The organism is Mesorhizobium sp. M0018 (assembly GCF_040323955.1).
Taxonomy (GTDB): domain Bacteria; phylum Pseudomonadota; class Alphaproteobacteria; order Rhizobiales; family Rhizobiaceae; genus Mesorhizobium.
The window spans coordinates 19,099-34,015 of sequence record NZ_JAMYVL010000010.1 but is presented as its reverse complement, the minus strand read 5'-3'; the positions used below and the strand labels follow the sequence as shown (position 1 = coordinate 34,015).

12 protein-coding genes are annotated in these 14,917 nt (G+C 63.6%); 7 read left to right on the top strand and 5 right to left on the bottom strand.

Annotated features, from left to right (window positions below; translation table 11 throughout):
• Nucleotides 1-85: 85 nt before the first annotated feature.
• Together NKJ81_RS15825 and NKJ81_RS15820 are read left to right on the top strand one after the other, a co-directional pair.
• A complete protein-coding gene (locus tag NKJ81_RS15825; RefSeq protein WP_352540977.1) occupies nt 86-2,173 on the top strand; it encodes a TonB-dependent siderophore receptor in 2,088 nt (695 codons plus the stop codon).
• Entirely contained in the window at nt 2,173-3,387 is a 1,215-nt protein-coding gene (locus NKJ81_RS15820) for an MFS transporter (RefSeq protein WP_352540976.1), read from the top strand. Before NKJ81_RS15825 ends, NKJ81_RS15820 begins: the two co-directional genes overlap by 1 nt.
• 20 nt (nt 3,388-3,407) lie before the next feature.
• On the opposite strand, the gene NKJ81_RS15815 is transcribed toward NKJ81_RS15820, so the two are convergent.
• The 4 genes from NKJ81_RS15815 to NKJ81_RS15800 form a co-directional block, all read right to left on the bottom strand.
• A complete protein-coding gene (locus tag NKJ81_RS15815; RefSeq protein WP_352540975.1) occupies nt 3,408-4,484 on the bottom strand; it encodes a siderophore-interacting protein in 1,077 nt (358 codons plus the stop codon).
• 193 nt (nt 4,485-4,677) lie between these two features.
• A complete protein-coding gene (locus NKJ81_RS15810; RefSeq protein WP_352540974.1) occupies nt 4,678-4,992 on the bottom strand; it encodes a nuclear transport factor 2 family protein in 315 nt (104 codons plus the stop codon).
• 19 nt (nt 4,993-5,011) lie between these two features.
• A complete protein-coding gene (locus NKJ81_RS15805; protein ID WP_352540973.1) occupies nt 5,012-5,788 on the bottom strand; it encodes an esterase family protein in 777 nt (258 codons plus the stop codon).
• 4 nt (nt 5,789-5,792) lie between these two features.
• A complete protein-coding gene (locus NKJ81_RS15800) occupies nt 5,793-6,959 on the bottom strand; it encodes an ATP-grasp domain-containing protein (protein ID WP_352540972.1) in 1,167 nt (388 codons plus the stop codon).
• Nucleotides 6,960-7,768: 809 nt separating this feature from the next.
• Here NKJ81_RS15800 and leuA point away from each other — a divergent pair.
• From leuA to NKJ81_RS15780, 4 genes are all read left to right on the top strand, one after another.
• Nucleotides 7,769-9,505, top strand: coding sequence for a 2-isopropylmalate synthase (leuA, locus tag NKJ81_RS15795; protein ID WP_352540971.1), 1,737 nt, complete (start codon nt 7,769-7,771; stop codon nt 9,503-9,505).
• Between the two features lie 143 nt (nt 9,506-9,648).
• Nucleotides 9,649-11,436 (top strand): tetratricopeptide repeat protein, encoded by a 1,788-nt coding sequence (locus tag NKJ81_RS15790; RefSeq protein WP_352540970.1) that lies wholly within the window; start codon nt 9,649-9,651, stop codon nt 11,434-11,436.
• Between the two features lie 227 nt (nt 11,437-11,663).
• The gene (locus NKJ81_RS15785) at nt 11,664-12,467 is read left to right on the top strand and encodes an alpha/beta fold hydrolase (RefSeq protein ID WP_352540969.1); all 804 of its coding nucleotides are present in this window, start codon (nt 11,664-11,666) and stop codon (nt 12,465-12,467) included.
• A gap of 134 nt (nt 12,468-12,601) precedes the next feature.
• A complete protein-coding gene (locus tag NKJ81_RS15780) occupies nt 12,602-13,219 on the top strand; it encodes a hypothetical protein (RefSeq protein WP_352540968.1) in 618 nt (205 codons plus the stop codon).
• Between the two features lie 75 nt (nt 13,220-13,294).
• On the opposite strand, the gene NKJ81_RS15775 is transcribed toward NKJ81_RS15780, so the two are convergent.
• On the bottom strand, nt 13,295-14,227 hold the full coding sequence (locus NKJ81_RS15775) for a metallophosphoesterase family protein (protein ID WP_352541097.1): 933 nt from the start codon (nt 14,225-14,227) through the stop codon (nt 13,295-13,297).
• Nucleotides 14,228-14,280: 53 nt separating this feature from the next.
• Here NKJ81_RS15775 and NKJ81_RS15770 point away from each other — a divergent pair, with 53 nt between their 5' ends.
• Entirely contained in the window at nt 14,281-14,778 is a 498-nt protein-coding gene (locus NKJ81_RS15770; protein ID WP_352540967.1) for an NUDIX domain-containing protein, read from the top strand.
• The last annotated feature ends 139 nt before the right edge of the window (nt 14,779-14,917 follow it).

Sequence of the window (14,917 nt, the reverse complement as noted above, 5' to 3'; positions counted from 1 at the left end):
AATAACTTGACTCAAATACTCAGATTTGAGAGCCCCTTCCGTCAATGTACGGAAGAGTGGAGACGAGTTGATGCGGAAACGGACGATGACATGGCTCCTGGGGTTATCACTGCCGGGCAGCGTTGCCCTGCTCGGCCTGTCCGGGCCGGCTCACGCTCAGGACCAGGGCGGCGTCACGGTTCTCAACAAGATCGAGGTCGATGCCGAGAGCGACGAGATCCTCGTGCAGGACGGCTATGTCGCCAAGAAGGACCGCATCGGCACCAAGACTGACACGCCGATGGTCAAGGTTCCACAAGCCGTTTCGGTTGTGACGCAAAAGCAGATCGAGGACCAGAAGCCACGCACGCTGAACGAATCGCTCGGCTATGTCGCAAGCGCCAATCCCAACAGCTTCGGCTTCGACACCCGCTACGACGCCTTCTTCCTGCGCGGCTTCCAGGCCTTTTACAACGGCATGTTCCGCGACGGGCTGCGCCAGTACAACGGCCCCTCGGCCTGGTTCAAGACCGAGCCCTACGGCATCGAGGGCGTCACCATCCTGAAGGGTCCGGCCTCCTCGCTTTACGGCATCAGCGGTCCGGGCGGCATCGTCAATCTGGTCACCAAGCGCCCCAAGGAAGAACAGTTCCGCGAAATCGAAATGCTGCTAGGCGAACACAATCGCTTCCAGGCCGCACTCGACGCTTCCGGCCCGGTGAACGACGACGGCAGCATTCTCTACCGCTTCACCAGCCTCGGCCGCACCAGCGACACCGACCTGCCCGGTTATCCCGACGACAAGATCTATCTGGCGCCGGCCGTCACCTTCAAGCCGGACGAGGATACCAGGCTGACCATCCTCGGCGAATATTCGAAATCCGTCACCGGCGGCACCGCTGCCTTCTACAATTCAGGCGGCGCTCTGACGAACCTCTACGAGGGCGATCCCGCCTGGAACGACTTCGACCAGACCCAGGGCCGCATCGGCTACGAGTTCGAGCACCGTTTCAACGACGTGCTGACGGTCCGGCAGAACCTTCGCTACAGCGCCGTCGACAGCGACATCGAATATAGCGGTCATTACCCGGACGGCGTGGATCTGAAACGCTATTGGGGTCACTACACCGAGACCATGAAGAACTTCGTCGTCGACAACATGGCGCAGTTCGAATTCGATACCGGCCAGGTCAGGCACACGGCGGTAGCCGGCATCGACTACGCCTGGTCGAACTATGACGCCGGCAGCGGTATCTCCTATGTCTCCGTCGACGACATCAAGGCCGCTCCGGTTCCTTACTCTGGCGGGCAGGAGATGAACCAGCTCGGCGCCTATCTGCATGACCAGATGGAGTGGAACGATTTCACCCTGTTCGCCAGCGGTCGCTACGACTGGGCCGACACCACCTCGACCGCCGCCGACTTCACCAGGTCCAAGCAGGACGACAGTGCCCTTTCCGGCCGGCTCGGCCTGTCCTACCAGACCGAATGGGGCATCACGCCCTATGTCAACTATTCGACGTCGTTCTCGCCCAATATCGGCTTCGTCTATGACGATGTCAGCAGCCCTGTCGGTCGCGTCGCCCGTCCGACCATTGCGACGCAGAAGGAAATCGGCGTCAAATACGAATTTGCCGACTATAACGCCGCCGTCAGCGCCGCTCTGTTCGACATCGACCAGAAGGATGGCGTCGTCTTCGACGCCTCAACCGGCATCAACAAGCAGCGCCAGCTCGACCTGAACTCGCGCGGCGTCGAGCTGGAAGCCAGCGCTTCGCTCGACAACGGTCTCAGCATACTCGCCTCCTACACCTATCTGCGCGTGAAAATCGAACGCGGCGCCACGGGAACCGCAGGCAAGGAACTGTCGGCGACGCCAAATCACATCCTGTCGCTCTGGGGGCAGTACCAGTTCGAGGACGGCACGCTGCAGGGGCTCGGGCTGGGCAGCGGCGTTCGCGTCGCCGGCTCGAGCTATGGCGATGACACCAACACCTTCAAGAACGATGCGCGCGCCTTCGTCGACGCCTCGCTCTCCTACGATTTCGGCTACCGCAATCCCAAACTCGAGGGCGTGAAGCTGCAGGTCAACGCCAAGAACGTGTTCGACACTCAAAAACCCATCTGCTCGGCCGGCTATTGCTACCGCGACGAGGGCCGCTCGCTGTTCGCCAGCCTGCGCTACCGCTTCTGATGTCGATCGCCGTTTCCAGCCGGGCATCGACGCCTGTCGCGATCGTCCTGGCGATCGGCGGGCTCTACGTCGCGCAGAGCGTAATCGGCGGCATCACCTGGGCGGGCCTGCCGGCGGTGATGCGCGACCAGGGCCTGCCGCTCGACCGGATCGGCCTGGTTTCGCTGATCGCGCTGCCATGGGCGCTCAAGTTTCTATGGGCGCCGGCCGTCGAGCGCTATCGGCTGCCGCCGGTCGGCAAGAACCGCACCGGCACGATCGTCGCCGCCGGTGGGCTTGCGTCCATCGCCGGGCTGTGGGCCGTCGGCGCGCTCGGCCCGGAGGCCTGGTGGCCGGTCCTGGCCTGCCTGACCATCGTCGCCTTCGCCGCCTCGACGGTCGACATTGCCTGCGATGGTTTCGCCGTGCAGAGCCTGGCCAGGGAAAACCACGGTTGGGGCAATGCCGCGCAGGTCGGCGGCGCCTATCTCGGCTCGGCCATCGGCGCCGGCCTGTTTCTGCTTCTGGTCGACGCTTATGGCTGGCGCATCGCCGTTTGGGCGATGGCCTTGCTGCTCCTGCCGCTCGGCCTCCCCTTCCTGCTCGGCGCGGCCGGCCGCGCGCGCGAGGAGACGCGCGAGCATGTTCCCAGCCTCCTCGACGCGTTGAAGCGTCCCGAAATTCGGCGCGGCCTGGCAGCGTCGGCCATCTATGTCCTGGCCCAGAAGGCGGCACTCGCCATGCTCGGACCATTCCTGATCGACGCCGGGCTCGACCTCTCGATGGTCGGACTTGTCAACGGCGTCGGCAGCATGTTCGTCGGCCTGGCTGCCGCACTCGCCGGCGGCGCTCTCGTCAAATGGTTCGGCCCGCGCAACGTGCTCGTCCTGGCGCTTTTCCTGCAGGCCGGATCGCTGTTCTTCCTTTCGGTCTTCGATTTTCTTGGTGGCTTCTCGACCACCGCTTTGATGGCCATCGCGGTGCTCAGCTCGTCCGGCTTCATGGCTCTCGGTTTCGTCGCGCTTTACGCGCAGTTCATGCGCTGGTCAGATCCAAGACAGGCGGGCGTCGACTTCACGCTGTTCCAGTGCATGGACGCACTGATGAGCATGGCCGGCGGGATCGCGGCCGGCTACGCCGCGCAGTATTTCGGCTATGGCGCGTTCTTCGCAGGCGCCGGCCTCGTCGCGCTTCTGGCCGCACCGGCGATCGCCTTCGTATCCGACCGCGGCTGACCGCGGAGCATCGTCGCGCGCTATTCTTCGCTGCCGTCCGCCGCTTGCGCCCCGCGGCGCCAGTAGGCGGTGACCAGGTGCCGGTCGCGCGGCACACCCCATTCCTTGCGGACGATCCTGCGGATCTCGCGGAAATCGCCGAACTCGCATCCGGCCCAGACATAGAGATTGTCGGCAAGCGCGGTCCGGCTCCGCTGCTGCAGCACCGCCGGTAACAGCCTGGCTGTACCGGCCTCGCGCCCATGCCGATAGAACCAGGTGACGGCAACGGCCTCGCCCGCGGCCAGCGGCATCCGATCGTCGGGACCATCGACCTCGATGAACGCTTCGGCGCGGGTTGACGGCGAAAGCTGCTCCAGGATCCTGCCGATCGCCGGAAGCGCGGTGTCGTCGCCGAGCAGCAGCAGGTTTTGCGCCTCGGGCACGCCACCTCCGCCCGGTCCGATCATGCCGATGATCTCGCCGGTAACTGCCTTTTCGGCGAAAGCGGCCGCCGGCGTCTCCATACCGGGGTGGAGGACGAAATCGACATCCAGCCAGCCGCTTGCGGCGTCCAGCGCCCGGATCGTGTAGACCCGCACGACGAGCGCGTCCTCGCCCGACGGCCAGACCATCAGGCCGTCGGCGCCCATCGACGGCCACACCGGCAGCCTGCCGCGCGGCGGCAGCAGCAGCCGCACATGCAGGCCGCCACGGCCAAAGCGGCCGAGATCGTTGCCGGTGAAGCGGACGCGCTGCATATGCGGAGAAATCCGCGTCGAGGACAGCACCGTGATCTCGCGGAAGAACACCGGCGTGCCGGCATCGCTGCCGTCGCCCTGCCAGGCGATGCCCCTGGTCGTGCCGAGATGTTGCGAGAAATGGCCGGCGACCGCCATCTTCATGTAGGACAGGCAGGTTTCATCCTCGGCCGCGACGCGGATCAGCACGTTGTCGTCACCGAGCGTCGCTTTCAACGAGCCGTAATGCGTGCGAAATTCCCAATGATCGGCAAGGCCGGTATCGATCTCGGATTCGCCGTGCTCGGCGCGCAGCCTGTCCATCACCGACCGGATGGCGGCACCGCTGATCCGGGTTTGCGCACTCAATTGCTCCATCGCTCAGCCTTTCGATGCCGTTGAATTCGAGAACGCCCTGGACGTCGGCGCCTTTGCGGCATGCCACAGCCGGCCTGGCGTTTCCACTAAAAGATGATAAACATAGTCATGTTTTTGGCATCAAGCCAATGAGTCCCGCGCGAGCAACGGCGGCGTGTCGGCGAGATGGGCTAAAGGGCCCTCAAAATGTCCTTCAGCTGATCACCAGGCTGGAGATGCGGTTGCCGTCCAGGGTGAATGCCATGTCGCCCTCGCCGTTGAAGCCGTTGCCTGTGACGGCAATGCGGACGTGATAGGTCTCGCCCGCCGGTTCGATACGAATGATGCTAAGTTTGGACTGCACGCCGATATTGTCCGACTGGTTCCAGCGCGCAATCTGCTCGCCGCCCTTGAACGACCGGCCCCAGTCGCTCAGGAAGGCATCGGGCGTGAACGTCTCGAGGAAAGCCTTGGTGTCGCCGGCGTTGGTGGCTTCGACAAAGCGGCGGATGGCATCGGGCGTGGTCATTTTCCTTCCTCCAGGTGGCCTAATCCAGCCGGTGCATCAGATCGTCGTCCAGCCAGCGAGCGAAGAAATAGACCAGTTGCTTGTGCCACCACGGCCAGTCATGGGCGGCATCGCCGCCCCAGTAGTCGACCCAGGCCGGAATCGACTTGTCACGCAGGATCTGTTCCAGCGCCTGCGTATCGGCAAGCATCCGTTCCTCCCAGGCACCCTGCCCGCAGCAGAAGATCAGCCGCAGCGCCTTCAGCCTGACAAGCAGCCCCGGATCGACGATACCCGGCAGGTAGTCGAGCGGCGAGTTGAAGAAAATCTGTCCGTCGAGCGCGCTGCCGAAGAAATCGTGGGTGGAGTAAACCCCCGACAGCGCGATGACGCCGCTGGCCAGTTCCGGAAAGCGGAAGACGAAATTCGACGAATGGTAGCCGCCCATCGAGCAGCCGCAAAACAGCGGCTTCAGCGTACGCCCGCCATTGGCCTCGGCTGCGACAGACAGGAGTTCCGGCAGCGCCTCCTCGCGCACATAGCGGAAATACGCTTCATGCCGGGCGATGCGATGGGCCGGCTCGGCATGGCGGTCGAAGAAGGATTCCGCATCGATGCCGTCCAGCGTGAACAACTGGATGCGACCGGTGTCGACGAACTCGGCGAGAGCCGAGACCGCGCCGGAATCCTCGAACTGGTAGAACCGCCCTTGCGAAGTCGGGAACACAACCACGGGTCGGCCGGCATGGCCGTAGCGCTTGTATTCCATGTCGCGGCCGAGGTTGAGGCCAAAACCCTTGTGGTAGGAAACGTCCATCGCCTCACGCCTTTTCCGCATGGATGTAGTCGACCGCCCGGCGCAGCGCCTTCGGGTCGGTGGAGCGCAGCTGATAGGCGTAGTTTCCCATGGCGCGGCTGAAAACCTCCTCGATGGCGTGATGATGGACGATCATGTCGCCATGGGCGGCCAGCACGTCGGCGTGGCTGTGCACATAGTTGAGGTGCCGCTTGCGGCTGGCATAGGCGGTGAAATACTTGCCCCTGTAAGGGCCGCCGGCGGCGTCCTTGACCACCATGTCGGCCCATGCGGCATAGACATCGATATCGAAGGTGTAATTGATGGCATCGGTCATCCAGGCGCCAGGCGGCCGCATGTTGACCTCCAGCGCGATGACCCTGTCGTCCCTGGTTTCGAACAGCTCGATGTGGAAGAAGCGCTCGCGCACGTCGAACGCCTTGAGGATTTTCCTGCCGGCCTCCTCGACCGCCCGGCTGATCTCGGGAAAACAGACATAGCTCATATGGCGGTCGCGGTTGACCACCTCCATGACGCTCTGGTCGTAGCGGTGGCTGGCGGCCAGCACCACCTCGCCGTCGCGGTTGACCAGCCCGTCATAGGTCACCACCAGTCCTTCGATGAATTGCTCCATGACGAAGCTGACGCCTTCCGGCTTGTCCCTGAAGAAGCTGTCGAGTTCGCCGGCGTTGGAGATTTTGAAAGTGTTCGAGGCGCCGGAGCCGGAATCCGGCTTCACCACCACGGGATAGCCGACACGTCGGATGAAGGTCATGGCGCCGGCGCGGTCGGAGCATTTGCGTTGCGGGATGGTTTCGACGCCGCTCTTGCGGAAGAACGCCCGCATGCGGCTCTTGCGTTTCAAATTCTTCACGAAGTCGAGCTTGGTGCCGAAGATGTTGAAGTCGGTGCGGATATTGGCTTCCAGCTCCAGCCAATGCTCGTTGAGCGATTCGAACCGGTCGACGCGGCCCCATTTGTGGATGAAATGGCCGATCGCCCGGAACACCGGCTCGTACTCCTCCATGTCGTCGATGCGGTAATATTCCGAAAGGGCTGCCTTCAATTTGCCGTCCAGCGCATCGAACGGGGCGTCGCCAATGCCGAGCACGGTGGCGCCGGCCTTCTTCAGCCGGTCGCAGAAATCGGCGCCATTGGCTGGAAAATGCGGCGAGAAGAACACGAAGTTCATGGACGATCCCTCCCGGCGGCAAGCCATCGCACCCCGCCGACAATCGACTCTGGCGCATTTGCCGGGCTCGGGGAAGAGCAACTGGATCAGGTGAGCGGCTGGGCCCGCGAAAGGTGACGCCAAAACCGTGAAATAAAAAACCCGCCACGACAGCGGGTCCTCGGCGCCAGTCAGCACCATACCCAAATTAGTAGCATAGCTGCCGGCACAAAGCAAGAACAAAGTTGCTGTAATCAGGAAAAATCGCTTGATGTCGGCGCCGCGCCTTCATTGCAGCTTGGGTTCCTCGCCCCACAAAAATGGGGATAGGTGGCTCGGCGAAGCCGAGACGGAGAGGGGACTGCGCCCTGCGAAGGCCTCCTCTCCGGCCGCGGAGCCTGTTCCCGGGCTTGCCTAAGGCAAGACCCGTGGGCGGCCACCTCTCCCCCGTTTCGCGACGGCGCGGAACCCCGGTCTTGAGGCTGGATCGGCAGCTTCTGCGACAGCGAGGCCCCCACTTGCCTCGCTTTGCCCGCTCCTGTATGAAATCCGCCATGAGCCCGCGCGCCACCTCTTTTGCGTCCCGTCCGACCGGCATTGCCGGTCAGACCGTTCGCGCGCTTGCCTCCACCCTGCTGCTTCTCGGCCTTATCGGCGATCGCCGGGTTCGCTGAAGGAGCGCCCGGCGGTCGAATTCGCCGCTCACGCGCACGCTCCTTGGCCAGTTACAAAATTGGCACGTCACATCAAGCGAACGAAATTCTGGTAAAGGCGCCGCTCGCCACCAATCCGCCTGAAGCTGGATCCGCGAGCCGCCGGGAGAAAAGACGATGAACGCACGAGAAGATATCCGTCTGAATGTAGAGGAAACCGCCAGCCCCGCGGGGGGCATGCCGGATGCTGCCCGGAAGTACCAGCCCTATCCGACCGTCGGTCTTGCCGATCGCACCTGGCCCTCGAAAGTGATCGACAAGGCGCCGATCTGGTGCTCGGTCGACCTGCGCGACGGCAACCAGGCGCTGATCGATCCGATGGGCCAAGAACGCAAGGCGCGCATGTTCGCCCTGCTGCTCGACATGGGCTTCAAGGAGATCGAGATCGGCTTCCCGTCGGCCTCGCAGACCGACTTCGATTTCGCCCGCTGGTGCATCAAACAAGGCAACGTGCCCGCCGACGTCTCGCTGCAGGTGCTGGTGCAGTGCCGGCCCGAACTGATCACCCGCACTTTCGAGGCGCTGAAGGGCGCCACCAACCCGATCGTCCATTTCTATAACTCGACCAGCGAATTGCAGCGCCGCGTCGTCTTCGAGAAGGACGTCGCCGGCATCAAGCGCATCGCCACCGATGCGGCCAAGATGATCACCGACATGGCGGCCAAGGCCGGCGGCGGCTACCGTTTCGAATATTCGCCGGAGAGCTTTACCGGCACCGAGCTCGAAGTGGCGCTGGAGATCTGCAACGCAGTCACCGAGATCGTCAAGCCGACGGCGGAGAACAAGCTGATCATCAACCTGCCCTCCACGGTCGAGATGTCGACGCCCAACATCTACGCCGACCGCATCGAATGGATGTGCCGCAATCTCGACAACCGCGAGAACCTGTTGATCTCGCTGCATCCGCACAATGACCGCGGCACCGGCATCGCCACCACCGAACTCGGCCTGATGGCGGGCGCCGACCGCGTCGAAGGCACGCTGTTCGGCAACGGCGAGCGCACCGGCAATGTCGACATCGTGACGCTGGCGCTCAACATGTACACGCAAGGCGTCGATCCCGGGCTCGACTGCTCCGACATCAACCGCATGAAGGACGTCTACGAATACTCCAACCAGCTGAAGATCCCCGAGCGCCATCCCTATGTCGGCGAGCTCGTCTACACCGCCTTTTCCGGCTCGCACCAGGACGCTATCAACAAGGGCATGAAGGCGCTGCGCAAGGCCAACACGCCGCATTGGGAGGTGCCCTATCTGCCGATCGACCCGGCCGATGTCGGCCGCAGCTATGAAGCCATCATCCGCATCAACTCGCAGTCCGGCAAGGGCGGCATCGCCTATGTGCTGCATGCGGATTACGGCCTCAACCTGCCGCGCAACCTGCAGATCGAGTTCAGCCAGGCCATCCAGGCGATCACCGACGCCGAAGGCAAGGAGGTGCCGGCCAGGCGCATCTACGAGCGCTTTCTCGACACCTATGTCGACCAGCCCGGCGCGCGGCTGAAGTTCCTCGACCACCACACCTATCCCGACACCGAGGTCAAGGGCCGGCGCGTGGTCGAAGCGGTGATCCTCGACAAAGGCAAGGAGGTGACCATATCAGGCACCGGCACCGGCCCGATCGACGGCTTCGTCGATGCGCTGTCGCGCCATGTCGGGGTGCCGATGTCGGTGCTGGATTATTCCGAGCATTCCATGCAGCGCGGCTCGAATGCCTCGGCCATTTCCTATGTCGAGATGGAACATCCGGGCGGCAAGCTGTTCGGCGCCGGCATCAACACCAACATCGTCGCCGCCTCGCTCGAAGCCGTGGTTTCGGCGGCCAACCGCATCGTCGGCCGAAAGGGCGGCTAGCCGAGACCGCCAGGCCCGCGCATCAGCCCACCGGAAATTTTATCCGGTGGGTACGCTATCGCACCATAAGCAGATGCTTGTATGGCGGCGCCAGCGCGATATGATTGTACCTCAACCTGTGCCGAATTCGAAGGGATCGACACTTGCAGCATACCACGCCTGCCGCCCCCGCAGTGCGCGAAACGTTGGAGCGATTGCTTGCCAGCGAAACGTTCGGACGATCCGAGCGCGCGCGCAAGCTGCTCCGCTACCTCGTCGAGCGCGAGCAGGCAGGCGAAGCCGATAGGCTCAAGGGCTTCTCCATAGCGATGGACGTTTTCGGCAAGGACGGCGATTTCGACCCGTCGACCGATGCGGTGGTGCGGGTGCAGGCCGGCAGGCTGCGCGAGCTTCTGCAGCAGTATTTCGCCAATGAGGGCGTTGCCGAACCGGTCCGCATCGCCATTCCGCGCGGCGGCTATGTTCCGTCCTACGAACTCAACGCCATTCGCTTGCCGGCAGAGACTGAGGCAGAGAGCAAGCCGCAGCCGGCGACAGAGGAGGCGACAAACGCCCCGCCCGGATCGCTGGAGGACGCCCGCAACCGGGCACATCCGGCCGCATTGCTGAGCGTTCCAGCCGTCGCTCCTGCTGCTCCTTCGCTGCAACGCCATTTGCAGTTCTTCTGGCTGGCGATCGCGCTGGTCATCCTAATGTTGGGTGTGCTGATCCTTCGCCAGGGCAGCGTGGTATTGCTGACCGGCGGCGACACGGCGGTCGAGACCGCGGTGGCGACCGGCAGCATTGCGGCGCCTCCGGTTGAAAACCTCCCCCAGGTCTACATCGCCATCAAGGCCGACAGCGACCTGGCTCGCCGTGTCGCCGCATCGCTGCGCGCCGGCCTCAGCGGCTTCGATACCATCAATTTCATCGGCCGTGATGCCGACAGCCCGCCCGATCCAGTAACCGACGCCGCCAGCTTCGTATTCGATGTCCTGCCCGGGCCGCGTAGCGGCGACATCATGCTCGAGCTGCAAAGCGTGGCGACCGGCCGCGTGCTGCTCTCACGCAACCTGACCGCCGGCGACAGCGCGAACACCGCCATCGAGGACCAGATCTCCGGCATTTTGACCTCGGCTCTTCCCGCCTCGGGCACGATCTACAACTACATCGAGCAGAGCGGCATCCAGACCGGGCTGACGGCGTGTCTGGTGCTCAACGGCAAATATTATCTCGACCAGAATGCCCAGACGCACGAAGCCGCCTACCGCTGCCTCGAAGATCTTGCCAACCGGGAGGCGAAGTCGTCGCTCGTCTATTCGGAACTTGCGTCCTTGCATCTCGAAGCGGTCACCGACCACTATCCCTACCCCGCCGACGCGACGATCGACAAAGCCATGACGTTTGCCCATCGCGCCATCCAGATGGGCCCGACCAGCCCCTACGCGCACCGCGCCCTTGGTTACCTCAATTCGCGCATGGGCGATTCCGCGGAATCGATCCGCTGGATGCGCAAGGCCTATGAGCTCAATCCCTACGATCTCGCAATGGCCGCCGCCTACGGCTACGGGCTGGTTTTCGCCGGCAAGTACAGCGAGGGCGCCCCGATCCTTGCTCACGCGGTGGACATCGCCAGCGCCCATCCGACATGGTGGGATTACGGGCTGTTCGCCGGAGAGTTCATGATGGGCGACATGAACAGGGCCACGCTTGCCAGCGACGGCTTGCGAACGACTGAAATGAAATCGCATTATCTGGCGGCGCGGCTGATCGGCGCCAAGGCTGCCGGCCGCGAGAAGCTGGCGAGCAGGCTGCTGCAGGAACTGACCACCAAATTTCCGAAATTCGCAGCCGATCCGCGCACAACCTTCGTCGAACGAAGATATCCCGCCGATCTGACCAACCGGCTGGTGGAGGCCCTGCGTGCCGCCGGGCTTGGCGGCGCCAGCTGACGTCTCCCGGCGCGTGCACGACGTCAGGTGATCGCGAAGATTTTACTGGCCATCCGGACGGCCAAAGCGCAATTCAGACACAATTTGAACCGGCCAATCTGATCCCCCATAGGTCTGATCCTGCATAGATTGATCTCCACATAAGTCTGACCTCCCGCAAAGACTGATCCTCGCATAAGACCGCCCCGGCATCCTGACTGATTCCGGCACCAAGCCATAAAGTTTGCATGACCCCATCCCTTTACGCTGCCGAACGGGGCGCCGGCCCGACAACGATTGCCTTCCTGCATGGTTTCGGTGGCTGCCACGACGACTGGCGCGATGTGGCCGAGTCTCTGGCGCCCGGCGCGCGGACCCTGGCCTATGATCTGCCGGGGCATGGGCTGTCGCTCGATTTTCCGGGCGGCGGTCCGGCCAGGATCGCAGCCAGTGCCGTCCTTGCCGATCTTTCCGCTCGCGGGATAAAGCGGGCTCATCTCGTCGGTCATTCGATGGGTGGGACAGTTGCTGCCCTGATGGCATTGAGCGAGCCCGAAAGAATGGCGTCGCTGACGCTGCTGGCGCCGGGCGGTTTTGGTCCTGAGATCAATGGTCCGCTGCTGCGTCGCTACGCCGCCGCTGCCGGCATGGATGAAATCCGCGCCTGTCTTGCCGCCATGTCGGGACCGCAAAGCCGGCCCTTGCAGCATAGGGTCGATCTCGTCAACGAGATGCGCCGGCGTCCCGGCCAGTCGCGGACACTTGTCGAGTTCGCAGCCGCCATGACCAGGGATGATCGGCAAGGCGTCATTCAGCGCGAACGGCTGGAAACGCTGAGCATGCCGGTCATGGTGGTTTGGGGAACCGACGACGCGGTGCTGCCCGTCAGCCAGGCGGACGGCGTGCCGAAGCATTTTCATCTGCACCACGTGCTGGAAGCCGGCCATATGCTGGTCGAGGAAGCGCCCGGCCTGGTCGTCGAGGCCGTCCGTCGCAATATGCGACGCCGCAGCAGGCGGCTTCGTCCGGGATTCGCCGCTGCGGCGAGCTGATCGGTCTTGGCGCAGGCACGGCGGCGGCGCTTGTGCTCATCCAGCGAACCCCTTGCCGGCCCATCGATCTCGCAAGTGCATTTTGCCGGCGGCTGTGTTAATTCGGTGTTAACCAAACCCGCGAGGCAACGCCGATGAAGGACGCAGGCGAGAACATCACCCAGATCGATCAGTCGCGAAAACTGTCCGATGCCATTCGCGACGTCAAGAACGCCTTCGCCGACCGCGATGACGTCGTCGTCGACATGCGCGAAGCGCATCGCATGCGGCTCGATCTGCTTGCCGCCGAACTCGCGTCGGTCTTCGCCGACGTGCCCACCGACATGGACAGTTTCGACTTCGCCGTCTCGTCCGGCCTGCAGCCACGGCTGTGGATCGACGCCGTCAGCCATGTCGCCATGGGACGCGACCGTCGCACCTACCGCTTTCTCAAGGACACGCGCATCGGCCGCGTCGTCCTCGCCGAATCGACCGACATGAAGGTCGTTGCCGACCAGGTGACGCGCTATGTCGCCGAGCGCGTCGTCGAACGCCAGAGGATGATGGAAGGCGGCATCGAGCAGGCCGTCGCCGGCCTGAAACGCGCCCTGGTGGCGGAGGCTGAGCCGCCGCTGCATGTCGCTGCGCGCAGCAACGGCTGGTCGGCGTTCTTCTCGGGCCTCGGCCTGATCGCCGCCGGCGCCCTGGTCGGCCTGGCGATTTCGCTCGTGTTGTTCTGGGACCGCATCGTTGCAATGAAAATCAGCTTTTAAAGCATTTGCAGCCAAGTGATGTCACTTGGCGTCGCAGAGTGCGGCTGACGACCGGCGAGACGCTCCCATCTGAGTTCACCGCGCCTCGGCAAGCGTGGCCTCGGCCCCCACGCCAAGCTCCATTGTCTGCAGGTCGCTGGGCGGCAATGCCGGCCCGGTCAGGCCGCGGCGCGTCAGCCTGATCCGCCAATTGTCCTTTTCACCGTCGATGTCGAGCAGATTGTATTGCGCCGGCGCATGCGAACTGCCGGGCGCCTGCCCGGCGGCGGCGACCCCGACCACCGGGATTTTGGTCTTGCGGGCGCCGATGAAGAAGAGCGACGGCACATGCGAATGGCCGTGCAGCACAAGCTCGGCACCATGCCGGTGAAGAACCTTGTGGAAGCGCGAGATGCCGAACAGCCGCTTGTTCTGCGAAACCGCGCCGCGCACCGGCGGATGGTGGATCATGATCACCCGGAACAGGCCGCGCTTGCCCGTGGCGTCGAGCATGTCGCGCAGCCGTTCCGCCTGGCCCTCCAGAAAGAAGCCGTTGGCCATGAACGGAGCCGTGGCGCGCGCCGTCGTGACGCCGACCAGCGCAACATTGCCGCGTACGCGCAAATAGGGAAAGGTGTTGCGATCGACCGGCGTATTGACGCCGTCGCCGGTCATCCACGCCGCCCAGGACCGGCAGGTCTTGTCGAAGGCGCCCGGCACATAGGCATCATGGTTTCCCGGCACCACCGACACGTCATTGGGCGAGCCCAACGTCTCCAGCCAGTGCTTGGCCATCTCGAGCTCACCGTCGAGCGCCAGATTGACCAGGTCGCCGGTGATGGTGAGATGGTCCGGCCCGCTGGCCTTCATGTCGGCGACGATCGTGTCGATGACGGCATCGTGCATGTAGCGGCGGCGGTTGCGCTGCCAGTTGACGTAACCGACCACGCGCTTGGAGGCGAGATCGCGATAGGTTACATCGGGAAGCGGCCCCAGATGGACATCGGAAATATGCGCGAGCCTGAACATCTTTTCTTCATAGGCGAGCCGCGCGCCGCTTTCCACTCACGGTTTCGCGGACGATGACGCCGGATCCCGAGCAAGCCCTGCGCCAGACCGGCTGGCCGGGCTTCAGGGCAAGGCTGTTTCACCTGTATTTCGTACTGCGGCGGCCGATGACGCTCGGCGTGCGCGGCTTGATCCACGACCGCCCCTCCAATTCCGTCTTCCTCATCCGCCACACCTATGTCCCGGGCTGGCACCTTCCGGGCGGTGGCGTCGAGTTGGGCGAGACGATGATCGAAGCGCTGACACGCGAAATCTTCGAGGAAGGCAACATCGCGCTGACCGGACCGCCGGTGCTGAAGTCGCTGCATTTCAACCGCCGCGCCAGCCGCCGCGACCATGTCGGCCTCTATCTGGTCGAGGCGTTCAACCAGACAGCGCCCAAGCTGCCCGACCGCGAGATCGCCGAAGCCGGCTTCTTCCCGCTCGACCGCTTGCCCCAGGGCACGACACCGGCGACGCTGCGGCGGATTGCCGAAGTTTTTGGGGGGAATTCGGCATCGCCTTACTGGTAGATCATCTCTTCAACAGCTTTGGCTACGTCGGTATAGACCGGCAGCATTCATTGTTCTCAGAGAGATAAATGCTGAGCGATGAGGAGAAAAAATGCAACACAGCCAAAACGATAGATTTAGAATCGCGCTCTATGTATCA